Source organism: Dyella sp. (assembly GCF_036384435.1).
In the GTDB taxonomy this organism is placed as follows: Bacteria; Pseudomonadota; Gammaproteobacteria; order Xanthomonadales; family Rhodanobacteraceae; genus GSA-30.
Genome location: NZ_DASVMI010000157.1, coordinates 93,893 through 115,164 on the forward strand (window position 1 = coordinate 93,893; position 21,272 = coordinate 115,164).

Genomic DNA, 21,272 nt, shown 5'->3' on the forward strand with positions numbered 1-21,272 from the left:
GAAGTCCTGCCGTTCCGTCCTGCAATGCGGCAAAATGCGGATTCGTCCAACGTCGTTACCGGGAAAACCCATGAGCACCGCCTTGTCTGAAGCCCGCCTGCTGGAGATGGTCTTTCCCGACCATACCAATCACCTGGGCACGCTGTTCGGTGGACAAGCCCTGGCCTGGATGGACAAGGCGGCCTTCATCGTGGCCTCCCGCCATGCCCGCCGTACCGTGGTAACCGCGCGCTCGGAGGAAGTGAGCTTCCGCACCCCGGTGCGCAAGGGCCAACTGGTCGAACTGGTCGCCCGCATCATCAAGGTAGGTCACAGCTCGATGCACGTGGAAGTGGAAATGACCGCCGAAGACCCGCTGACCGGCGACCGTCGCGTGTGCACCACGGGCCGTTTCGTGATGGTGGCACTCGATTCCAACGGCACGCCTACCGACGTGCCGCCGCTGAAGAATGGCGATATCGTCTGATCTTGTCGTGAGGTGTGATCTCAGGGGACGCTGAAAGCCTTTCGATCCATCGTCCCGGCGCAGGCCGGGACGTGAGCGCCTGGGCTTGCAGGTTCAGAGCCCCAATCTGCGACTGAATCGCAGAGTGCTTCGCCAATGAATTCGCTCCTACCGCAGGCCTAGCGGCTCGGCTTCCATCAGCGCCACGAGCCAGTCCACGAATACGCGCAGCCTTGCCGGCAATTGCTGCTGCCTGGGGTAGAGCACGGTCACAGGCAGGGACGGCGGCGACCAGGCAGACAGGATTTCACGCAGCTGCCCTTTCGCCAGGTAGGGTTCGATGCGATAGCGCGACATTTGTGCGATACCCAGCCCCGCCATGCAGGCGGCCACATAGGCGTCCGTGCTGCTGACGGTGATGCGGCCGGGCAGGTCGACCGCGCGCAACTTGCGATTGACTATGAATTCCAGCGATTCGGCCCGGCGAGTGGTCGGCGAAGCCCAGTTCACCGCCAAGTGCCCGTTCTGCAAGTCGGTCAAATTTTCCGGAACACCGTGCTTGCGCAGGTATCCGGCGCTGGCCACGGTGATCCGCGGCAGCACGCCGACGCGGCGTCCGACCAGCTCCGAGTTCGCCAGTTCGCCGATACGCAGCACGCAATCGACGCCTTCCTGCACCAGGTTCACGAACCGATCGCCGCTGCTTACGTCCAGGTCGATTTGTGGATAGCGCGCAAAGAAGCTCGGTAGCGCCGGCACCACCAGCGTGCGAGCCAGGGAGATCGGCAGGTCGATGCGCAGGCGGCCACGCGGCCCCTGTGCATCGTCGCGAAAACTACCCTCGACCTCGTCCAGGTCAGCCAACAGGCGCTGGCAGTGCGTGTAATACGTCTCGCCATCACGCGTGACATGGATTCGCCGCGTCGTTCGTTGCAGCAGCTGCGTGCCCAGCTCTGACTCCAGGCGCTTGATGGCATGGGTGAGGGTGGCGCGAGGAAGATTCATGTCGTCAGCGGCGCGGGTAAAGCTGCGCAGCTGGACGATCCGGGTGAATACGCGCATGGCGTGCAGGCGGTCCATGCCGATTATTTATCAATTTGGAACAGACTTGTCGATTATTGGCTATTTATCGACAAGCGGTATGAGCGAAGAATAGCCCGGTTTCGTCCCCTCCTCCCCTCAAGGAAAGAACCATGCTCAATACCTCACTCGAACAACGCGCGCTTGGCACGCAGGGCCTGAAGGTTTCGGTCGAAGGCCTGGGCTGCATGGGCATGAGCGACTTCTACGGCTCGTTCGACGACAGCGAATCGATTGCCACCATCCACCACGCGCTGGAGCTGGGCGTCAATTTTCTCGACACAGCTGATATGTACGGCCCGCACACCAATGAAATGCTGGTCGGCAAGGCCATTGCCGATCGCCGTGATCGCGTGGTGCTGGCGACCAAGTTCGGCATCTTGCGTGATCCCTCCAACCCGCAGGCACGGGGCGTGAGCGGACGACCGGAATACGTGCGTTCCTCGTGCGATGCCAGCCTCAAGCGTCTGGGCGTGGATCATATCGATCTTTACTACCAGCATCGTGTGGATCTGGACGTGCCGATCGAAGAGACCGTGGGCGCCATGGCCGAACTGGTCAAGGCGGGTAAGGTGCGTTACCTGGGCTTGTCCGAGGCCGGCGCCAAGACGATCGAGCGCGCGCACGCGGTGCATCCGATCAGTGCATTGCAGGTGGAATATTCCCTGTGGACACGCGATCCGGAAGCCAACGGCATGCTCGATGCCTGCCGCCGCCTGGGCATCGGCCTGGTGGCTTATTCCCCGCTGGGTCGCGGTTTCCTCACGGGCCAGATCACCTCGCCTGATGATTTCGAAGCCGACGATTATCGCCGCCTTAGCCCTCGGTTCCAGGGTGAGAATTTTGCGCGCAACCTGGAACTGGTCGCCAAGGTGAAGGCGCTGGCCGAGCGCAAGGGGTGCACGCCGGGCCAGCTGGCGTTGGCATGGGTGCATGCGCAAGGTAAGGATATCGTGTCGATTCCCGGCACCAAGCGTCGCAAATACCTGGAAGAGAATGTCGGAGCACTGAAGGTGTCATTGAACGACGCCGAGCGTGGTGAGATCGAAGCCGCATTCCCGGCAGATGCCGCTGCGGGCACGCGCTATCCCGAAGCGATGATGCAGCGGGTCAATGTGTGATCGCATGGCTTGAAACGCTTTGCCGCATCTGAACGGCCGCTTCACGCACGCCCCCTCTCTCCCGGCTGAGCCGGGAGAGAGGGGCTTGAAGCGTGAGATCGTATCCTGGGCGTCAGTGCTGGATTCGAATCAGGCATGGCTCCGTGCATGGGCAGCCTGGTAGCAGCAAATTCATTAGCAGATGGGAGGTTTTAGACCCTCCATGCCGAACCGGCTTCCACGCGCGAGCTTGGCCACCCGCGAAGCAATCGCGCTTCGACCGAAAGCTTGTCATCGCAGACCATCACGCAAACAGCAGCTTGCTTGACTGGCGCATCGTGGTTTTGGCCGATATGTCATTACGTTGCAGAATGTGTGCGGCTCCCAAAAAGCGGGAGTAGAATCCGCGCCGTCATCATCGCAAGGCGCGCATGAGGTGCGCTCATGAAGGCCGCAGGCGTTACTTCCCCTCCTGTCATCCAGGTCGTCAGCGGCGACGGGCGGCGATTGATCGCTTCCACGGGCTAGCGACGTTCCTCACTGATTTCGATGCAGCCTGGTCTGCACCGATCAAATATGTCGCGAACCTTGCAGCGACGCAGAATGCAGGTCGAGGAAGACGCATGAATTTACGCTTTGTCGACGTGCCCCCACCGCTGCGCAATCATCCACTTCCGGCACTGTCCCACGCTTAAACCGGCGGCGCACGATGTGCCGGCACGTCATTGAACCGGCCCGTAGCGCCCTTATCATCGGCACAAACCACAGGTAGATAAGCCATGACTCCGCAAGAACAACAGCTCCTTGAAGATTTCCTGCAGCGCTTGTCGGCCGTCCAGGGCGCCGCCAAGGACCCGCAAGCCGATGCGTTGATCCAGCGATACCTGTCCGCTCATCCGGATGCGTTGTACCTGCTTGTCCAGCGTTGCCTGTTGCAGCAGCACGCACTCGATACGGCCAAGGCACAGATTGCGCAACTCCAGCAGGCCCAGCAGCAGGGCGGTGCAAGTTTCCTGGGGGGGCAGCAGCAAGGCTGGGCTCAGCCGCAGCAACCGATGCCTCCGCCCATGCCGCAGCAGGCACCTGCCCCCACCTGGCGTGATCGCCTGTTCGGTGGCGGCGCCCCCCAGCAGCCGAGTGCGGCACCGAGTTTCCTGGCTAGCGCAGCCACCACCGCGGCAGGCGTCGCCGGCGGCATGTTCCTGTTCGACGGTATCGAAAACCTGCTCGGCGGCCATCACGGCGGCGGCTTGTTCGGCAGTGGCCAGCAGCCGGAGGTGATCGAGAACATCACCGAAAACAACTTCTACGACGATGGCAATCGTGGCGACAACTTCAACGCTGGTAACAACGATTTCAACAGCGATTTTGCCGACGATAACTTCGATGACAGCAGTTTTGACGACAGCAGCTGGTCGTAACCGACGCGGTAACCGAAAAAGGCCTGGCATCATGCCAGGCCTTTTTTAGCCGCCGTCGATCAGGAACTTCCGAGCGGCGTGGTTAATTTGAGGCTATCGTCAACCAGGAAAGTCCCGCCATTAGGCAGCGCGTCATTGAACGCTCCCATCTTGTGCTGATTCTTGTAGTCCTCGAACCAGGGCACTGACTCGTGCGGGCCCGGAATATAGCCTACCCATTGGCCATAGTGATCCAGTTTGGCGCCGAGTACGTTGAGGTTGTAGTTGACCGGTACGCGCACCAGGTAAAACGGTGCATTGGCGCTCTTGCCCTGCGTGGGAATGTTATAGGTCCATGCCATGGCCGCCTTGATTGCACTATCGGCCAATGCCTTGCGCCAGCGTGTCATGCCGGCATCGGTGTCCACGACTTCCAGGTTTACTTGTTCGGCTGCTGCATCGGTAACGTGTCCATCTTTGCCCACACGTACGAGCAGGAACACCGTGCCAGCGACGCGTCCCCTGATCGCAGCTTCAGGATAGCGCGGTGGCTGCATCTGCTTGCTGCTGATCCTTTCATTATCCGGATGGTATTCACCAAAGTTGGCACCCGCGATGGATACGGTGTAATTGCCATTGCCATCTGGTTTGGCGAGCATGCGAATGCTCATTTTCGCCGTGATTGGCGCGGCATTGGGTGGCATCTGGAAATGCCAGGCCTGCGTACCACGTTTGATCAGGTCCGTGACCATGGCGGGCACTTCATCGGCATGGTCCAGCGTATAGGAGCTGACCGAGCCGTCCGGAGCGACCTGGATGTTGCCAGTGACCAGCATGCTTGCCTCGGCCTGCTTGCGCAGGGCCTGCGGGCTTGTCGCCATGGCCGTCGCGGCCAGCACAAGTGATACACACGTTGCGAGCAAACGTTTCATTCCTTGACTCCCTTTGTTTTGCATCAACCCTGGTTCAATGGTGTGGTCAGTACCGGTCCGGTACCCACCAGCGAAGGCGTTTCTTCCGATGAGGTGTCCACTGCACCGGCGATGCTGGCACGATAAGCGGCCAGCCACGGAATCTCCTGCCTCGGGCCGGGGATATAAGCCATCCAACCATCCTTGTCCGGCAAGCCCTGGTCGCGCATGTGGAAATTGACCGGCACTCGCACCACCCACGACGCGTCGTTGGCGTGCGGCCCTTGCGTAGGAAGATTGAAGGTCCAGTTCTGTGCCGCGCGCATCGCCGCGTCGCCGAGCACGGTGCGCAGCGTGCGCATATCGCTATCGGAGCTGACGGACGTGAGGTCCACCTGGGCGACCGCCGCGTCGGTCACGTGACCGCTGCGGTCCACGCGCAACATCAGATATGCGATGCCTCCGGCCTTGGCATGGCGAGCCATGTCTGGATACTTTGGCCACTGGCGATCCTTGAAGCTGATGCTGCTGGCCGGGTCCTTCTCGCCGAAATTGGCGCCCACGATGGACACGCCAAAGTTGCCATCGCCCACGGGTTTGGCGACCAGGCGCAATAGCATCGATGTCTTGCCAGGAAGGGTGCCGCCGTCCTGCGCCTTGAAACGCCAGGTGGCGACATTGCGCTTGATCAGATCGGCGATCTCCGGCTGGAGATCCTGTCGGTCCAGGGCGTATGAACTAACCGAGCCATCGGCAGCCAGCTCGAGCGAGCCGGTAAGCATCATGCTCGCCTCCACGGACTTGCGCGCGGATACCGCACCGACAACTTGGGTGCTACCGATAAAACCGACGCACAACAACACTGCGGCCCAGCGCTTCATCCTTCGCCCCCCGATACCTGTCCGGTTCGCGGGAGTATGCGCCTGTCGCGTCGCAATTACATGACGGGGGCGCAAGCCGGCCCCGTCATGGGTACTCAGAACGACATGTCGAACGCCACTTCACCCTGCACACCGACCTGGTAGGCCGAGACGCGGCGCTCGAAGAAGTTGGTCACTTCCTGCACGTCTTGCAGGTCCATGAAGTCGAACGGATTCTTGGTGCCGTACTTCTTGGGCAGGTCCAACTGGGTCAGGCGCTGGTCGGCGCAATATTCCAGGTAAGCCCGCATATCGGCGACCGACAGGCCGGCCACGCCGCCCGACAACACGTCACTGGCGAACTGTGTTTCGCAGGCAATGGCTTCCTCCATCATCTGTTCCACCTGCTCGCGCATCGTCTCGTCGAACAGCTCGGGCTCTTCCTCGCGTACCTTGCGCACCACGGCGAAGGCAAACGCCATGTGGCCCGATTCGTCGCGGAACACCCAGTTGGTACCCGAGGCCAGGCCATGCAGCAGGCCGCGCGAACGCAGGAAATATACATAGGCGAACGCGGCATAGAAGAACAAGCCTTCGATGCAGGCGGCAAAACAGATCAGGTTCAACAGGAACTGCCGCCGCTGTTCGCGCGTCTCCAGGCGCTGCACATGCTGGATCGAGTCGATCCACTTGAAGCAGAACTCGCCCTTCTGGCGGATCGAAGGAATATTCTCGATCGCCGCGAACGCCTTGTTGCGCTCGTTCGGATCAGGGATATAAGTGTCGAGCAGCGTCAGGTAGAACTGTACGTGCAGTGCTTCCTCGAACAACTGGCGCGAGAGATACATACGCGCTTCGGGGGCGTTGATGTGCTGGTAGAGATTCAACACCAGATTGTTCGCCACGATCGTGTCGCCGGTGGCGAAGAACGCGACCAGGCGATGAATCAGGTGGCGATCGGCATCGGACATCTTCGACTTCAGGTCGGTGACGTCGAGCGAGAAATCGACTTCCTCCACCGTCCAGGTGTTCTTGATCGCGTTGCGATACATCTCATAGAACTCAGGGTAGCGCATCGGGCGAAGGGTGAGTTCGAAGCCTGGATCGAGAATGTGCTGGGTTGTGGTTGACATAAATGGCCTTTCTTATAGATGGCGCTTCAGTCACAGGGGGCTGCGGGATTCGTCGGGATGACGCGACGAGGCAGCGATAGATGACTGATGCCAGATTTTATTTGAGCGATACCACGAGCATGTCACGAGAACCTTGCGTCTACATGCTTGCGACTGAAAGAAACGGAACTCTCTACGTAGGTGTTACTTCGAATCTGGTGCAGCGGGTTTGGCAGCATCGGGAAGCTTTTGTCGAGGGTCTTACCAGCCGCTACAACATCCACAGGCTTGTCTGGTAAGAGCGACACGACATCATGGAGTCGGCGATCCTGCGCGGAAAAAGCGTTGAAATCCTGGCGGCGCGCCTGAAAGCTGAAACTTATTGAAGACGCCAACCCTTGCTCGCGTGATCTTTAAGACCTTATCTGGCCGCCAATCTTCTCTCCGTCCGAACCCTGACCGGATCGTCATCCCGGCGAAGGCCGGGATCCAGTGTCTTTGCTCTTTATCGAACGGGCGAAAGACACTGGACCCCGGCCTTCGCCGGGGCGACGTGAGGCGTTACTGGCAAGCCTCGCAGTATTCCGGGTTCTCAAGAGAACAAAAGACGGCAGCCGTAGCCTGTTCCTGTGCATCGACCACTGGCGCTACGGGTGCTACCGGAGCGGCAGCACTGCTGGCAACCGTCGTCTTGGCAATCTTGGTCGCCGGGCGCGAGCGCAGGTAGTAGGTGGTCTTGATGCCCGATTTCCATGCGTACATGTACATGGAGCTGAGCTGGCCGATGTTCGGGTTCTCCATGAACAGGTTCAGCGATTGGCTCTGGTCGATGTATGCGCCGCGTGCGGCACCCAGGTCAATCAGGGCTTTCTGCGGCAGTTCCCATACGGTGCGGTAGATCTGGCGCAGGCGCTCAGGGATCGCGGCGATACCCTGGATCGAGCCTTCGGCTAGCTTGATCGCGTCGCGCACTTCCGACGTCCACAGGCCCAGCGTCTTGAGTTCCTCGACCAGGTAGCGATTGACCACCAGGAAGTCGCCCGACAGCGTTTCGCGCTTGAACAGGTTGCTCACCTGCGGCTCGATGCACTCATAGCAACCGGAGATCGAAGCGATCGTGGCGGTCGGCGCGATCGCGATCAGTAGCGAATTGCGCAAGCCATGTGCCTTGATGCGCTCACGCAGGGCGTCCCAGCGCGCGGTGTCGTTCGGCTTGGCCTGTGGCCAATAGTCGAACTGCAACTCGCCGTTGGCGGCGCGGGTTTCGTCGAAGCCCGGATGCGCGCCACTGGCCTTGGCCAGCTCGTTGGACGCGTCCATCGCGTTGAAGTAGATCTCTTCGGCGATGCGCGTGGAAAGCGCCAGCGCCTCGGCCGAGTCGAATGGCAGGCGTAGCTTGAAGAAGACGTCCTGCAAGCCCATCACACCCAGGCCGACCGGGCGCCACTTCATGTTGGCCGTGCGCGCGGTATCGATGGGGTAGAAATTCAGATCGATCACGCGATCGAGCTGGCGCACGGCGGTGCGCACGGTCGAAGCCAGCTTGGAGAAATCGAACGCACCATCGACGACGTGGCGTGACAGGTTCACCGAGCCCAGGTTGCACACGGCCGTCTCTCCGGAGGAGGTGACCTCCAGGATCTCGGTGCACAGGTTGGACAGGTGGATGACGTTCTCTGCCCTGGCTGTCTGGTTGCTGGTAGCGTTGGAGCGGTCCTTGAAGGTCATCCAGCCATTGCCGGTCTGCGCCAGCGTGCGCAGCATGCGCGCATAAAGCTCACGCGCCTTGATCTTCTTTACCGCCAGGCCGGCGGCCTCGGCATCACGATAGGCCTGCTCGAACGTCGGGCCCCAGCTATCGACGAAATGCGGCACGACCTTCGGGTCGAACAGCGACCAGTCGCCGTCGTTCTCGACGCGACGCATGAATTCGTCTGGGATCCAGTTGGCGAGATTGAGGTTGTGCGTACGGCGTGCTTCATCGCCCGTGTTGTCGCGCAGTTCGAGGAACTCCTCGATATCGGCATGCCACGGCTCCAGGTATACGCAGGCCGCGCCCTTGCGCTTGCCACCCTGGTTCACTGCCGCCACCGAGGCGTCCAGCGTCTTCAGCCACGGCACCAGGCCGTTGGAGTGGCCATTGGTGCCCTTGATCAGCGAGCCGCGCGAACGCACGCGCGAATAGGCCAGGCCAATACCGCCGGCGAACTTGCTGAGCTTGGCCACGTCGCCATACTTCTCGTAGATCGATTCCAGTGAATCGGTCGGCGAATCGAGCAGAAAGCACGAAGACAACTGTTCGTGCGCCGTGCCTGCATTGAACAGGGTCGGCGAACTGGCCATGTATTCCAGCGAGGACAGCAGGCGATACAGTTCCAGCGTCTCGCCAATGTCATTGCCGCCGAGCGCACACGCAATGCGCATGAAGAAGTATTGCGGCGTTTCGATCACCTTGCGCAACTGCGGATGGCGCAGCAGGTAGCGGTCGTACACCGTGCGCAGGCCGAAGTATTCGAAGCGGCGCGTGGCCAGCACATCGACGGCATCGTTGAGCTTGCGCGCATTGGTGGCGACGAAGTCGCGCAGGCGTGCATTGAGGATGCCCAGTTCCGCGCCGCGCGCGATCGACTGGGAGAAGCTCTGGATTTCCTGGCCGCTCACTTCCTTGTCGATGTAGGCGCCGAGCAGGCGAGCAGCGAGCTGGCCGTATTCAGGCTCCTCGGCGGTCAGGGCGGCGGCGGTGCGGATGGACAGTTCGTCCAGTTCCTGGGTGGTCGCGCCGTCGTACAGGCCGCCAATGGTCTTGAGCGCCACGCGCAGTGGATCGACCGCATGCAGGCCTTCGCCAGCGCGGGTCACGGCGCGCACGATCTTGTTGACGTCCACGATCTCCTGGCCGCCGTTGCGCTTGGTCACCCGCATCTGGCCGGGATTGTGGGGCGGGGTCAGCGCAAACGGAGCTTCCGATGCGGCAGGGGTGCTGGTGCCGCCGAGGTGGGTATCGGCGGAGAAAGAAGATGCATCCACGCGACCGACAGTGCGTTCGCGCGTGGAGGTATCAAGAGGTTGCATGGCGGCAGCGCTCCGAAGAAGTTTCCATCGCCTGCTCCCCGCGCAGGGCTGAAAAGGTGTGATGGGGTCGCGGACGGTCGTATGGCGAGGCTGGCGCCCCGCGGCTACGACGCACCTCCCCGCGGAGGCCGCCATCACTCACCGCAGCAGACAGGCTGCGATGTGTCGGCAGGTCTTCGGACTTGTGGACGCGGATCGACAGGTGATCCACCTACTAGCCTTCGCTTCCCAGCCTGACAGAAGGCCAGTGCGCAAGAGAGGCGTTCGTTTCCACTTACCGCTGCGGGGCAGTTCCGGAGTTACACCGGCATTCCCTATTAAGCCGATCCGACCGTGGGTCTGAGAAAGGCACCGACGAGGCACAACATATAGGGGTCAGTCGGCCCGGTCAACCCGATAAATTGTGGATAACCCGTGGATAAGCGGCCCGAACCCAGGCGTGGCGCGGGCTTGCGGGATTTACTTTTTTTCGGACCCATCCGATCAATGGCGGTGCAGATCCCGATGCCGGGGATCGCCGAATACCCACAAGGTCGCCACCAGGCCGCACAGGGCGGCGAAGGACATCCACAACCCGGGCGCGGCGCGGTCTCCCGTCACGTGGATCAGCCACTGTGAGATGGCCAGACTGGACCCCCCAACCGTAGTGGCCAGGCTGTAGGCCAGCGAGAAACCTGTCGTACGGACCGCTTCGGGCATGATCTCGGTCAGGCTTACCACCATGGCGCCGTTGTAGCTGGCATAGATGAACGATAGCCACAGTTCCACGGTCAGCAGACGGCCAAAATCCGGTTCGGCGACCAGCCAGCGCAGGGTAGGGTAAGCGGTCAGCAAGGCAAGGGCGGTACAGGCCAGCAGCAGCGGCCGCCGGCCGATACGATCGGAAAGCGCGCCCATCAGCGGCAGCCAGACGAAATTGGACACGCCTACACAGAGCGTTACCACGAACACGTCGCCCTGCGAGAGCTTGAGCACCTCGCTGCCGAACGTCGGCGTATAGGCGGTGATCAGGTAGAACGACACGGTGGTCATCATCACCAGCGCCACGCCCAACAGCACGATGCGGCTATTGGCGAGCATCGAACGGAAGATTTCATCGATACCGGGCCGGCGGCGTGCCAGGAACGATTCGGTTTCCTCCAGCGAGCGGCGGATCAGGAACAGGAATGGCACGATCAGGCAGCCGACCAGGAACGGTACTCGCCAGCCCCAGTCCGAGACTTGCGCGGGTGTCAGCCAGTGCTGAAGCAACAATCCAAGCAGCGCGGCGAATACCACGGCCACTTGCTGGCTGGCGGACTGCCAGGCGCAATAGAACCCACGGGTACCAGGCCGGGCGATTTCGCTCAGGTAGACCGACACGCCGCCCAATTCCACACCGGCGGAGAAGCCTTGTAGCAGGCGGCCAGCCAGCACCAGCACCGGTGCCAGCACGCCGATCCGGTCGTAGCCAGGCACGGCTGCCACCAGCAGGGTGCCGATGGCCATCAGCAGCAAGGTGAGGATCAGTCCCTTGCGGCGCCCATGATGGTCGATATACGCGCCTAGTACCACGGCGCCGACCGGTCGCATCACGAAGCCGGCGGCGAATGCCAGCAGGGTCAGCAACAGCGAGGCGTATTGGCTCTTTGCCGGGAAGTACGCATGAGCGATGGCCGAGGCGTAGTAGCCGTAGACCATGAAGTCATACATCTCCAGGAAATTGCCGCTGACCACGCGCACGATGGCCTTGACGCTCTCGCCACGCGAACGTGTCGGCAAGTCATGGGTGTTCACTCGATGACTCCCACTCGCACCGCAGCCGGAAAGTCGACACAAGAAACTGTCACCCAGGCTTCAAGGCATGCCACGACCGGAGGCAGCATGGCGATGCGGCTGCCATGGATATCCCAGCCAGGATATCGGTATGGAGTGAGGGCCATCCCGTTGAGTCCCCGGTGTGTGGAAGCGAGCCAAGTGTACAGGCCTACTGGCTACAAAGCGCTCGGTGACATGCTTACAAGGATGTCACGTGCATGCTTATGGTGCAGGACCGTTCAGAGACTTAAGTTTTTGCGGGAGCGCCGACAACTGTTGATCGGATGCCTCACTAGTGCGCAGGAAAGGAATGCCATGAAATATCTAAGCAAAACACGAACCATATGCCAGTTATTATTGACGGCGGCTCTGGGGTTCTCGGGATGGGTTGCCGCAGAGGGTGCCACTCAGATCAGACCCAGCATCGTCGGCGGTTGGGAGGCATCCAGGGGGCAGTATCCTTTCATGGCCTCCATTCGTGAAAATGAGCAGCACGCATGCGGAGCTTCACTGGCGAACTTCCAGATGGTCATTACTGCTGCGCATTGTGTGGAGCACATCAAGACCACAGAAATAGCCGATCAGTATTCGGTGATAGTCGGGCAGACTTTGCTGTCGGATGAAACAGGTGCACAACGTCGGCGCATCAGTGAGGTCAGAGTCTCGCCATCTTCCGACTTGGCAGTGCTGATACTGGAAAAACCCGTGCTGAACGTCACTCCTGTTTCATTGCCTACCGCCAATAGTGATGCACTTTACCAACCAGGACAGTTCGCCACCGTCATGGGCTGGGGTAATACGGACCCCGAAGTGCCATTTGCGCCGGATCGTCTTCGTTTCGTCGACGTGCCCATCTTGTCACCCGAAGAATGTGCTCTCTCCTATCCCGATTATTCGAGCACCGAGTTCTGCGCTGGTATGCGAGGTCGGGATGCGTGTCAGGGCGATAGCGGTGGTCCGATCATTCGCGCCATCCGTGGCCGAGTATTTCAGATCGGCGTCGTCTCTAGCGGCAAAGGTTGTGCCGAACAAGGGGCACCTGGCGTTTATGTCAACCTCAGCCGGCAGGATCTATTTGATAGCCTTACGCCAATCTGGGTGAGACCTGAAAGCTAAGCCTATGTTTGGCGCTTCGACTGCGACCTGTCAGAGCAGGTCGCAGTCACGGCGTGAGCGTGGGCCGAATAAAACGAACGCTTGGGCCAAGCCAATGCAGCGCAGACGGGCATGATGCGGATCGAGCCGTGGCCATGATGTCGACCGGTTTGGCGGCTGATTGCTTTACTGCGTCACGCTGACGTCGATCTCGACGGGATAGCTCGCGCCTTCCTTCAGCGGCGGCTTGGGAAAGGTCCATCCCGAAAACTGCCCGGCCAGGCAGCGAGCTAGCGGTGTGGGGGCGCGAACATCCACCCGCTGCGGATGGCCGTCGGCGGAGATATCGGCCACCAGCGTGAAGGGCGATTTGTCCGCCGGCTCGTTGCTCTTGATGCAGCTCTTGAGCGCATCGGTCATTGGATTGCCGGTCTTATCCCAGAACGCCCGCTGGTAAGCCGGCCCCGTCGCCGTACCCTCAGCCATTTTCGCCGCCTGCACTCGCTGATCGAAGTCATCTCTGGCGAATGCGCAGATGGTGACCAGTAGTAGGGCGATAGCGAGGACTGTACGCATGGCTGGACTCCTGGATCGACGGTTCGGGATGGGAGATGGGTGCAGGGGGGGCAAAGACCGGGCTATGAAGGTGATTTTGCGTTGATCGACATGAGCGGTGTGAACGTCAGGGGGCGCACGCTGACGAACTTGCGTCCCCGTTATCTCTCTCCCACCCGTCAATCGGCCCGGTGCTCCAACCCTAGATATGCTTCGCTTTGCATTTCGATCAACCGCGATTCCGTTCGCCCGAATTCCGCACGCAGTCGTTCGCCGTCGTAAAGTTCGGTGATCGGCGCGGCGGCCGAAAGGATCAGCTTCACGTGGCGATCGTAGAACTCATCGACCAGTAGTACAAAACGCTTGGCCTGGTTTTCGGTGTAGATAGTAAATTGCGGCACGTTGGATACGATGATCGCCGGGCCGGCCTTGGCCAGCTCGATGTAGTCGGCCACTGCGCGCGGTCCGTCGCACAAGGCGTCGAATTCGAACCACAGGATATTGTCCGCGCGCTTGCGCAGTGCAATGGCGCGGTCGTTGATGACGATCTGGCCATCTTCGATGATGTCACCCATGGCCTGTGTGGTGAAGATCTTCGCCAGTGCGCGTTCGGCTTCCGCGCTCGGTGGCGTGTAGTACACCGAGGCCTGCGATAGAGCGCGCAGGCGCCAGTCCCGGCTGGAGATCATTTCCACCACGTGGCAGTGCTTTTCGATCATTGCGATGGCAGGCAGGAAGCGTGCGCGTTGCAGGCCGTCCTTGTAGAGATTGGGCGGCGCGGTATTGGACGTGGTCACCAGGGTGACGCCACGCGCGAAAAGTGATTCGAGCAACGTCGCCAGGATCATGGCGTCACCGATGTCGCTGACCAGGAATTCATCCAGGCACAGCACGCGGCAACGCTGCGCGATGCCGGCGGCGACTTCGATCAACGGGTCCTGTCGTTCACCCAGTTCGCGCAGATGCTCGTGCACCTCGGCCATGAAACGGTGGTAGTGGCGTCGCAGCGCCATGCCTTGCGGCAGGCTGGCGACAAACATGTCCATCAGGAAGGTCTTGCCACGGCCGACGCTACCCCACAGGTACAAGCCGGGCACGGCATCGGGAGTGTCATTGCCCAGCAACGACTTGAGTTTGCCCAATAAGCCGCCGGTATCCTGGCGCGCTGCGCTCAGCGCGGCATGCATGCGATCGAATTCCGGCAGCATCGCCATCTGCGCGGGATCGGCTTCCCAGCGATGCGCCGCGACGCCCTCCTGGTAGCGGGCGCTGGGAGAAAAAGATGTGTCACTCATGAACGCGTAATCGTTTGGAAGGCTAAAAAGTGGAGAGGTGGTTCAAAGGGTGGCTTGGATGTGTGCGGCGGTCTGGAGTGTTTCCATGTATTGGCCGTCGACGAGGCCATCCCGCGAACGGCTTTCGCGGCGCGGGTCGCTCCGGCCAGCGCCAGGGCTTGTCGTAGCCCGCACGCGAGCGCATCACGGCATCAGATCCACAGGCAGCGTTTTGTCATGTTCGTCATGCCAGGCCTGAATGGTCCTGGGCAGCTTGTGCTTCCACGCTGGCACATTCGTGTAGTAACGCAGCCGCGAGTTGTTTTGTTTGTCCAAGACCAGCATGCCAATCCACAACTGCGAGCCCTTGCTCATCACCACGGCGGCATTGGTGGGGGCCAGTCCGCGCACGAAGCAATCCGTCACGCTGGCGCCGAGTCCGTCCTTGTCGTCGATATTGCCGCACACGTTCACGTCATCGACCAGGGTTTGATAATCCTTGCCCAGCAACTGGCGTGCGGCCGTGTTCTGTGCCGCATCGAGTATTTTGAGGCTGACCAGGTCGGCCTTCGGTTTGGCGGCCATCACCGATGCAGGCAGATAGGTGCCTGCGTAATACACGCCATTGCCGGCGCCGCAATCATTCTGGCTCTGCTTGAGTGTGAGCCGCTGGCCCACGCGGACGAAATCGATGGTACAGCCGGGAGCATCGGCACCCCCATCGAAGTGCGCGCGATCATTGGCGACGGTGATGTCACCTTCAAGCCGGCCCATGTTGCCGCCATTGGCGGCAGACATGTCGAAGTGGTAGGTCGGGCCCTTGCCGGTGATGTCGATCTGACTGTTCACCGACGGATTGCCGCTGTCCAGCTGCCAGGTCTGCGTCCAGCGCGCGTCGCCGCCCTTGTCGCTGCTGGCGGTGCCATGCAGGCGGTCCAGCCTTTGCCGGTAGCTGCGTTGCAGGCAGCGCTTGTCGCTACCGCAGGCATCGCGCTGCTTGAGCCATGCGCGCTGCGATGTACGCAGGGCATCGCTATTGCCGGCGGCCGACATGGCCTGCACGAACGCCTTGCCCAGGTCGCCATCCAACTGGGACAGGTCGGCATCGGCACAAACCGCTTTTTCGGCCGTGCTCGATGCCTTGGCGCAATCGAAACTGGCGGCGTGTGCCGCGAGCGGCAGCGCGATGAGCGCCGCCATGGCAATCCATGGACGCATCGGATCAACTCCTTGGAGGTGGCAGCCAGTCCCGGACCGCGTGCTTGATCGCACCGCGCAGGTCCATCAACCGGCGATGAAAGAAATGGCTGGTCTCGGGCATACGCACCAGTTCCGGTGGGTGTTCCATGGCCTGGATCCAGTCGAACACAGCCTGGGGATCAACGACTTCGTCGTCTTCGCCCTGTACCACCAGCCAGGGGCAAGTTGGCAGCTCGATGCTCTCGAAGGGCCAGCGACCCACCGGAGGTGCGATGCTGATCAGCGCGCTGGCGCGCAATCGCACGGCCGCCCGAATCGATACATAGCTGCCGAATGAAAACCCGGCCAGCCACAGCTCGTCATCCGGCCGTACCTTGCGTACCCAGGCGGCGATGGCGGCCAGGTCGTCACCCTCGCCGTTACCGTTGTCGTAGCTGCCTTCCGAGGCGCCGACACCGCGAAAATTGAAGCGCAACGTATCCAATCCCGATTCCAGCAGGCTACGCTCGGCCATCGTCACCACTTTGTTGTGCATGGTGCCACCCTGAAGCGGGTGCGGGTGGCAGACGATGGCCGTACCGCGCCGCGCCCCCGGACGTTCGGCCACATCGCTGACCACTTCGAGCTTGCCCATAGGGCCGGTGAGCGCGAAGCTGGCGGCTTCGGACGGGAAAAGATCAGGGTTTGCAGGTAACGCCAGGATGTTCATAGTCGCCATGATAACCGGCCGGGCCGCCCGGCCGCCCGCGCCTCACCCATGAATCATCTCGCCCATGCCCTGCTCGCGGGCGACGACGAGCTGATGCGCCTGGGAGGTATGTTGGGCGATTTCGTGCACGGCCCGCCCGAGGCCCTGGCCCTGCCTGAGCGCGCCATCGAGGGAATACGCCTGCACCGGGCGATCGATGTCTATACCGACAGCCACCCGGAAGTGGTGGCCGCGCGCGGGCTGTTCGAGCCGCCGTTCCGTCGCTACGCCGGCATCCTGCTGGACATGTGGTTCGATCACTGCCTGGCGCGGGATTTCCTGCGCTGGAGCGGCCAGCCGCTGCACCTGTTCTCGCCAGCCTTGCGCGATACCCTCTATCGCCATGAGAAGCTGCTGCCGCCCGATCTCAAGCGCTTCCTGATCTATATGGAATCCCACGGCCTGCCAGCCGGCTACGCCGAACCGGCCGCGATCGGCCGCTCACTGGCTGGCATCTCTCGACGCCTCAAGCGCGAAAATCCGCTGGGCGCCGCATTACCCGTGCTGGAGGCGCTCAGGGAGCCGTTGCAACTGCGCTTCGAAGCATTTTTTCCGCATCTTCAAGGGTTTGCGCGGGAGTGGCGTGGTGAGGCGCGAAAGCCTGCCACCTGAGGCAAGCTTTCATGGTGCGACATGAGCCTTGGGCTAGAAGTGGCATGACGAGCTTGCGTGCGCCCCCGCCACTCGTCTCCCGACCCCAAAATAGCGAAGGCCGCCCCAAGGCGGCCCTCCCCATCCCGCGAAGCCTCAAAACCTCACTTCGCCTGCTGTGTGATCCAGGTCACTGCGGCCTTGACCTGATCGTCGGTCAGCGCCGGGTTGCCGCCCTTGGGAGGCATGAAATTGCCGTCAGGGCCGTGATAACCCTCGGTCGCATGCTTGACCAGCGTGTCCAGGCCCTGGGCAATGCGCGGGCCCCAAGCGGCCTTGTCGCCCAGCTTCGGTGCGCCGGCCACGCCAGCGGTATGGCAGCTGTGGCAGAGGTTGTCGTAGATCGTTTTGCCGTCCTTGGTGCCACCGTAGGCAACCTGGGATGCGGCGGCCTTGGCGGCCGCTTCCTGCGCGGCGAGCATGGCCGCGCGACCGGTATTGCCGGCGTAGACGGCGCCATTGGGAGCAATGCGGGCGGAAACCTGCGCTTGCGCGGTCGGATCGGTTTCCTTCGGCTCGTTGCTGTAGATCGACCATGCCAGGCCAATCAACACAAGGGTCAGCACGGCCAGGCCAACGATCAGCAGCGAAAAGCTGCGCATGAAGCTCTGGTCGGATTTGCTCATGGAACCGCTCACGCAATTACTCCAGTCAAAAGTAAAGTCGGCGGGCATCGAACCAGTACACGACACGGCGTGGCGCTGGAACGAGGCGATTGCTCTGCTTGCCGCTCCCCCGGACAAAGTGTCCCCGGGCAACAAGCCCCAGAGTATAGACGAACCCCGCCGGAAGTTTGCAGTTGCCCCCGAAGCCGCCGAAAGCGCTTTGTCGTCACATAAATAGGCAACTATTTCTCTCAGGTTGAGGTCTTCACTGGCATACCATAGGGCTTTGCCCTGCCATCGGTCATGGATCGACCATGTCAACCGGCATTGTCAAATCTCGTTCAACTGCCCCTATCCTTTCACTCAACATAAGGCGGGCGCCTGCCGCGCCGCGTGAGGGCGGGTGACCCGCCAGCTCAATTTTTGGGAGTTCTACATGTCGCGTTTTTGGAAGATCGCGCTGATCGTCATCGTCGTGATCGTGATTGCCTTCGTGGGCCTGCATATGCTTCACAAGCCCTCGGGCGATCAAGCTGCCGACGCGGGCCAGGGGCGTCATCGTGGCGGCCAGCAGGCATCCGATGCCAACGGCGATGACAAGAACAACCAGCCGGTGCCGGTCACCGTAGTGCCCACGGTCAAGCAGAATGTGCCGATCTACCTGACCGCGCTGGGCACCGTGCAGGCGCTCAACACCGTCACGGTCAATCCGCAGGTTGGCGGCCAGCTACTTAAGCTCAACTTCAAGGAAGGCCAGGAAGTGAAGGCCGGCGACGTGCTCGCCGAGATCGATCCGCGCACCTTCCAGGCGAGCTATCAGCAGGCCGTGGCCAAGAAACTGCAGGATGAGGCCGCGCTGGCCACCGCCCGCAGCAACCTCGATCGCAGCGTCGACCTCGGTGCCAAGGGCTACATCTCCAAGCAGGACATGGACACCCTGCGCAATACCCTGAGCCAGAACCAGGCGACCGTGCAGGCCGACGTGGCCGCGATCGACAGTGCCAAGGTGCAACTGGGCTTCACCAAGATCCTCTCGCCGATCGATGGCGTGGCCGGCATTCGTGCCGTGGACCCGGGCAACGTGGTCACGACCACCTCAAACATCGTCACGCTGACCCAACTGCATCCGATCAACGTGATGTTCTCGCTGCCCGAGCAGAACCTCGAAGTGGTGCGTGAAGCGGTGAACAAGGGCCTGCCGCTGCAAGTGTCCGCGCTTGATCGCGCCGATGCCCACACCATCGCCAGCGATGGCGTGCTGCGCGTGGTCGACAACCAGATCGACACCACCACCGGCACCTTCCGCCTGAAGTCGGAATTCCCCAATCCCAAGGCCGAATTGTGGCCGGGCCAGTTCGTCAACGTGCAGCTGAAGGTCAACACCGTCAACGGTGGCCTGGTGATCCCGGCGCAGGCGGTGCAGCGCGGTCCGGATGGCGACTACGTGTACCTGGTGCAGGGCGACAACACGGTCAAGATGCAGCCGGTCAAGACCGCCGCCGAAGTCGGCGACAGCCACGTGATGATTGCCTCGGGCCTGAAGGAGGGCGATCAGGTGGTCACCGAGGGCCAGTTCCGCCTTAAGCCCGGCAGCAAGATCAAGCCGCTCAAGCCCGGCGAAGTGCCAGCCGCTCCGACCGACGCGGAATTGCAGCAGGCCAAGAAAGATTCGCAGAAGGGCGGCGGCCGTCGCGGCCGGTAACTCTTAGTGGAGAGGGAGATGGGTCGTGGGTGCGATGAGGTTGCGTTTGCGCAAGCCTTCGGTTCACACCGGTCGCTCGCGCTTACGCCCCCGTTATCTGTCTCTCGTCTCCAAGGCACTTGCCAAGGCTGCCAGCGTGCAGCAAAACCAGTGACGGTCTAGAAACCCATGGGCTTTTCCACCCTCTTTATTCGCCGCCCCATCGCTACCTCGCTGCTCATGGTGGCGGTGTTGCTGCTGGGCATTCTCGGCTATCGCCAGCTGCCGGTCTCGGCGCTGCCGGAAATCGATGCGCCCAGCCTGGTGGTGACCACGCAGTACCCGGGTGCGAGTGCCTCGACCATGGCGGCGTTGATCACCACGCCCCTGGAGCGCAACTTCGGCCAGATCTCCGGCCTGTCGATGATGACCTCCGACTCCTCGGCGGGTCTGTCCACCATCGTGTTGCAGTTCTCGATGGATCGCGACATCGACATCGCCGCGCAGGACGTCCAGGCGGCCATCAGCCAGGCCAAGGGCACGCTGCCGAACAACCTGCCATACCCGCCGGTCTACAACCGCGTGAATCCGGCTGATGCACCGATCGTCACGCTCAAGCTCACCTCCGACAGCCTGCCGCTACGCGACGTCAACAACTACGCCGACTCCATCCTGGCGCAGAAGCTCTCGCAAGTGCAGGGCGTGGGCCTGGTGTCTATCGCCGGCAACGTGCGTCCGGCCGTGCGTATCCAGGTCAATCCCGCGCAGTTGTCCAATCTCGGCCTCACCCTGGAAGACGTGCGCAGCTCGCTGACCCAGGCCAACGTGAACGCGCCCAAGGGCACGCTCAACGGCAAGACGCAGTCCTACAGCATCGGCACCAACGATCAGCTTAGCGACGCGCAGGAATACAAGAGCACCATCCTTGCCTACAAGAATGGCGCGCCCGTGCGCCTGTCCGATGTGGCCAGCGTGGTCGATGGCGTGGAGAACGACCAGCTCGCCGCGTGGGCCAATGGCAAGCCCGCCGTGCTGCTCGACATCCGTCGCCAGCCCGGTGCCAACATCGTGCAGACCGTGCAGCGCGTGCGTAACCTGATGCCCGAGTTGCAGGCCGTGTTGCCGGCCGACGTGCACCTGGACATCTTCGCCGACCGTACCGTCACCATCCGTGCTTCCGTGGAAGACGTGCAGTTCACGCTGATCCTTACCATCTGCCTGGTGGTGGCGGTGATCTTCGTGTTCCTGCGACGGCTGTGGGCGACGGTGATTCCGTCTGTCGCGGTGCCGTTGTCGCTGCTAGGCACCTTCGGCGTGATGGCCTTCACCGGCATGTCCCTGGACAACCTCTCGCTGATGGCGCTGACCGTTGCCACTGGCTTCGTGGTGGACGATGCGATCGTGATGATCGAAAACATCGTGCGCTACATCGAGCAGGGCTAGGATGGCAAGGAAGCGGCCGAGATCGGCGCCAAGGAAATCGGCTTCACGGTGCTGTCGCTGACCGTGTCGCTCATCGCCGTGTTCCTGCCGCTGCTGCTGATGCCGGGCGTCACCGGCCGCCTGTTCCATGAATTTGCCTGGGTGCTCACCATCGCGGTGGCGATCTCCATGCTGGTGTCGCTGACGCTCACGCCCATGATGTGCGCGTACCTGCTGCGCCCCGACGCGTTGCCCGAAGGCGAC

The 21,272-nt window shown here is 61.7% G+C and carries 18 protein-coding genes, 1 pseudogene and 1 riboswitch; of the genes and pseudogenes, 8 read left to right on the plus strand and 11 right to left on the minus strand.

The genetic code is table 11. The annotated features are described in order from the left end of the window. Positions 1–70: 70 nt before the first annotated feature. Positions 71–466 carry an acyl-CoA thioesterase gene (locus VF436_RS15530; protein ID WP_330904930.1) on the plus strand — a complete coding sequence of 132 codons (396 nt, stop codon included), beginning with the start codon at positions 71–73 and terminating at the stop codon, positions 464–466. A 147-nt stretch (positions 467–613) separates the two neighbouring features. Here VF436_RS15530 and VF436_RS15535 read toward each other — a convergent pair whose 3' ends face one another. After that, positions 614–1,525, minus strand: a complete 912-nt coding sequence (locus VF436_RS15535) for a LysR family transcriptional regulator (RefSeq protein ID WP_330904931.1) — start codon at positions 1,523–1,525, stop codon at positions 614–616. Between the two features lie 113 nt (positions 1,526–1,638). Here VF436_RS15535 and VF436_RS15540 point away from each other — a divergent pair, with 113 nt between their 5' ends. Both VF436_RS15540 and VF436_RS15545 read left to right on the plus strand, forming a co-directional pair. Beyond that, positions 1,639–2,646, plus strand: a complete 1,008-nt coding sequence (locus tag VF436_RS15540) for an aldo/keto reductase (RefSeq protein WP_330904932.1) — start codon at positions 1,639–1,641, stop codon at positions 2,644–2,646. A gap of 758 nt (positions 2,647–3,404) precedes the next feature. Beyond that, the gene (locus tag VF436_RS15545; RefSeq protein ID WP_330904933.1) at positions 3,405–4,046 is read left to right on the plus strand and encodes a DUF2076 family protein; all 642 of its coding nucleotides are present in this window, start codon (positions 3,405–3,407) and stop codon (positions 4,044–4,046) included. Between the two features lie 59 nt (positions 4,047–4,105). Here VF436_RS15545 and VF436_RS15550 read toward each other — a convergent pair whose 3' ends face one another. From VF436_RS15550 to VF436_RS15560, 3 genes are all read right to left on the minus strand, one after another. Then, a complete protein-coding gene (locus tag VF436_RS15550) occupies positions 4,106–4,957 on the minus strand; it encodes an energy transducer TonB (RefSeq protein WP_330904934.1) in 852 nt (283 codons plus the stop codon). A 23-nt stretch (positions 4,958–4,980) separates the two neighbouring features. Then, on the minus strand, positions 4,981–5,817 hold the full coding sequence (locus VF436_RS15555) for an energy transducer TonB (protein ID WP_330904935.1): 837 nt from the start codon (positions 5,815–5,817) through the stop codon (positions 4,981–4,983). Positions 5,818–5,912: 95 nt separating this feature from the next. Continuing rightward, positions 5,913–6,929, minus strand: a complete 1,017-nt coding sequence (locus VF436_RS15560) for a ribonucleotide-diphosphate reductase subunit beta (RefSeq protein WP_330904936.1) — start codon at positions 6,927–6,929, stop codon at positions 5,913–5,915. Positions 6,930–7,072: 143 nt separating this feature from the next. Here VF436_RS15560 and VF436_RS15565 point away from each other — a divergent pair, with 143 nt between their 5' ends. Then, complete coding sequence (locus VF436_RS15565; protein WP_330904954.1) at positions 7,073–7,207, plus strand: GIY-YIG nuclease family protein; 135 nt, start codon at positions 7,073–7,075, stop codon at positions 7,205–7,207. Between the two features lie 262 nt (positions 7,208–7,469). On the opposite strand, the gene VF436_RS15570 is transcribed toward VF436_RS15565, so the two are convergent. Both VF436_RS15570 and VF436_RS15575 read right to left on the minus strand, forming a co-directional pair. Then, positions 7,470–9,980 (minus strand): ribonucleoside-diphosphate reductase subunit alpha, encoded by a 2,511-nt coding sequence (locus VF436_RS15570; protein ID WP_330904937.1) that lies wholly within the window; start codon positions 9,978–9,980, stop codon positions 7,470–7,472. 150 nt (positions 9,981–10,130) lie between these two features. Next, positions 10,131–10,351, minus strand: a riboswitch (cobalamin riboswitch). A 112-nt stretch (positions 10,352–10,463) separates the two neighbouring features. Next, a complete protein-coding gene (locus VF436_RS15575) occupies positions 10,464–11,756 on the minus strand; it encodes an MFS transporter (RefSeq protein ID WP_330904938.1) in 1,293 nt (430 codons plus the stop codon). A 336-nt stretch (positions 11,757–12,092) separates the two neighbouring features. Between VF436_RS15575 and VF436_RS15580 the strand changes: the two genes are divergently transcribed. Beyond that, positions 12,093–12,893: a serine protease gene (locus VF436_RS15580; RefSeq protein WP_330904939.1), complete on the plus strand. Its 801-nt coding sequence runs from the start codon at positions 12,093–12,095 to the stop codon at positions 12,891–12,893. A gap of 165 nt (positions 12,894–13,058) precedes the next feature. Here the strand turns inward: VF436_RS15580 and VF436_RS15585 are convergent, their stop codons facing one another. The 4 genes from VF436_RS15585 to VF436_RS15600 form a co-directional block, all read right to left on the minus strand. Continuing rightward, complete coding sequence (locus tag VF436_RS15585) at positions 13,059–13,448, minus strand: peptidase C13 (protein WP_330904940.1); 390 nt, start codon at positions 13,446–13,448, stop codon at positions 13,059–13,061. Positions 13,449–13,606: 158 nt separating this feature from the next. Next, a complete protein-coding gene (gene zapE, locus VF436_RS15590) occupies positions 13,607–14,722 on the minus strand; it encodes a cell division protein ZapE (RefSeq protein ID WP_330904941.1) in 1,116 nt (371 codons plus the stop codon). A 183-nt stretch (positions 14,723–14,905) separates the two neighbouring features. Then, complete coding sequence (locus tag VF436_RS15595) at positions 14,906–15,919, minus strand: lysozyme inhibitor LprI family protein (RefSeq protein WP_330904942.1); 1,014 nt, start codon at positions 15,917–15,919, stop codon at positions 14,906–14,908. 4 nt (positions 15,920–15,923) lie between these two features. After that, positions 15,924–16,610, minus strand: coding sequence for an alpha/beta hydrolase (locus tag VF436_RS15600; protein ID WP_330904955.1), 687 nt, complete (start codon positions 16,608–16,610; stop codon positions 15,924–15,926). A gap of 48 nt (positions 16,611–16,658) precedes the next feature. Here VF436_RS15600 and VF436_RS15605 point away from each other — a divergent pair, with 48 nt between their 5' ends. After that, a complete protein-coding gene (locus VF436_RS15605; protein WP_330904943.1) occupies positions 16,659–17,261 on the plus strand; it encodes an ACP phosphodiesterase in 603 nt (200 codons plus the stop codon). 143 nt (positions 17,262–17,404) lie between these two features. On the opposite strand, the gene VF436_RS15610 is transcribed toward VF436_RS15605, so the two are convergent. Then, positions 17,405–17,926 (minus strand): c-type cytochrome, encoded by a 522-nt coding sequence (locus VF436_RS15610; RefSeq protein WP_330904944.1) that lies wholly within the window; start codon positions 17,924–17,926, stop codon positions 17,405–17,407. A 415-nt stretch (positions 17,927–18,341) separates the two neighbouring features. Between VF436_RS15610 and VF436_RS15615 the strand changes: the two genes are divergently transcribed. Next, entirely contained in the window at positions 18,342–19,607 is a 1,266-nt protein-coding gene (locus tag VF436_RS15615; protein WP_330904945.1) for an efflux RND transporter periplasmic adaptor subunit, read from the plus strand. 168 nt (positions 19,608–19,775) lie between these two features. Next, a pseudogene (locus VF436_RS15620) lies at positions 19,776–21,272 on the plus strand (efflux RND transporter permease subunit); the annotation flags it as partial.

Excerpts from the sequence above, each read along its gene's own strand:
- VF436_RS15530 (WP_330904930.1), top strand. The coding sequence starts at position 71 with ATGAGCACCGCCTTGTCTGAAGCCCGCCTGCTGGAGATGGTCTTTCCC.
- VF436_RS15535 (WP_330904931.1), bottom strand. The coding sequence starts at position 1,525 with ATGGACCGCCTGCACGCCATGCGCGTATTCACCCGGATCGTCCAGCTG.
- VF436_RS15540 (WP_330904932.1), top strand. The coding sequence starts at position 1,639 with ATGCTCAATACCTCACTCGAACAACGCGCGCTTGGCACGCAGGGCCTG.
- VF436_RS15545 (WP_330904933.1), top strand. The coding sequence starts at position 3,405 with ATGACTCCGCAAGAACAACAGCTCCTTGAAGATTTCCTGCAGCGCTTG.
- VF436_RS15550 (WP_330904934.1), bottom strand. The coding sequence starts at position 4,957 with ATGAAACGTTTGCTCGCAACGTGTGTATCACTTGTGCTGGCCGCGACG.
- VF436_RS15555 (WP_330904935.1), bottom strand. The coding sequence starts at position 5,817 with ATGAAGCGCTGGGCCGCAGTGTTGTTGTGCGTCGGTTTTATCGGTAGC.
- VF436_RS15560 (WP_330904936.1), bottom strand. The coding sequence starts at position 6,929 with ATGTCAACCACAACCCAGCACATTCTCGATCCAGGCTTCGAACTCACC.
- VF436_RS15565 (WP_330904954.1), top strand. The coding sequence starts at position 7,073 with ATGCTTGCGACTGAAAGAAACGGAACTCTCTACGTAGGTGTTACTTCG.
- VF436_RS15570 (WP_330904937.1), bottom strand. The coding sequence starts at position 9,980 with ATGCAACCTCTTGATACCTCCACGCGCGAACGCACTGTCGGTCGCGTG.
- VF436_RS15580 (WP_330904939.1), top strand. The coding sequence starts at position 12,093 with ATGAAATATCTAAGCAAAACACGAACCATATGCCAGTTATTATTGACG.
- VF436_RS15585 (WP_330904940.1), bottom strand. The coding sequence starts at position 13,448 with ATGCGTACAGTCCTCGCTATCGCCCTACTACTGGTCACCATCTGCGCA.
- zapE (WP_330904941.1), bottom strand. The coding sequence starts at position 14,722 with ATGAGTGACACATCTTTTTCTCCCAGCGCCCGCTACCAGGAGGGCGTC.
- VF436_RS15595 (WP_330904942.1), bottom strand. The coding sequence starts at position 15,919 with ATGCGTCCATGGATTGCCATGGCGGCGCTCATCGCGCTGCCGCTCGCG.
- VF436_RS15600 (WP_330904955.1), bottom strand. The coding sequence starts at position 16,610 with ATGAACATCCTGGCGTTACCTGCAAACCCTGATCTTTTCCCGTCCGAA.
- VF436_RS15605 (WP_330904943.1), top strand. The coding sequence starts at position 16,659 with ATGAATCATCTCGCCCATGCCCTGCTCGCGGGCGACGACGAGCTGATG.
- VF436_RS15610 (WP_330904944.1), bottom strand. The coding sequence starts at position 17,926 with ATGAGCAAATCCGACCAGAGCTTCATGCGCAGCTTTTCGCTGCTGATC.
- VF436_RS15615 (WP_330904945.1), top strand. The coding sequence starts at position 18,342 with ATGTCGCGTTTTTGGAAGATCGCGCTGATCGTCATCGTCGTGATCGTG.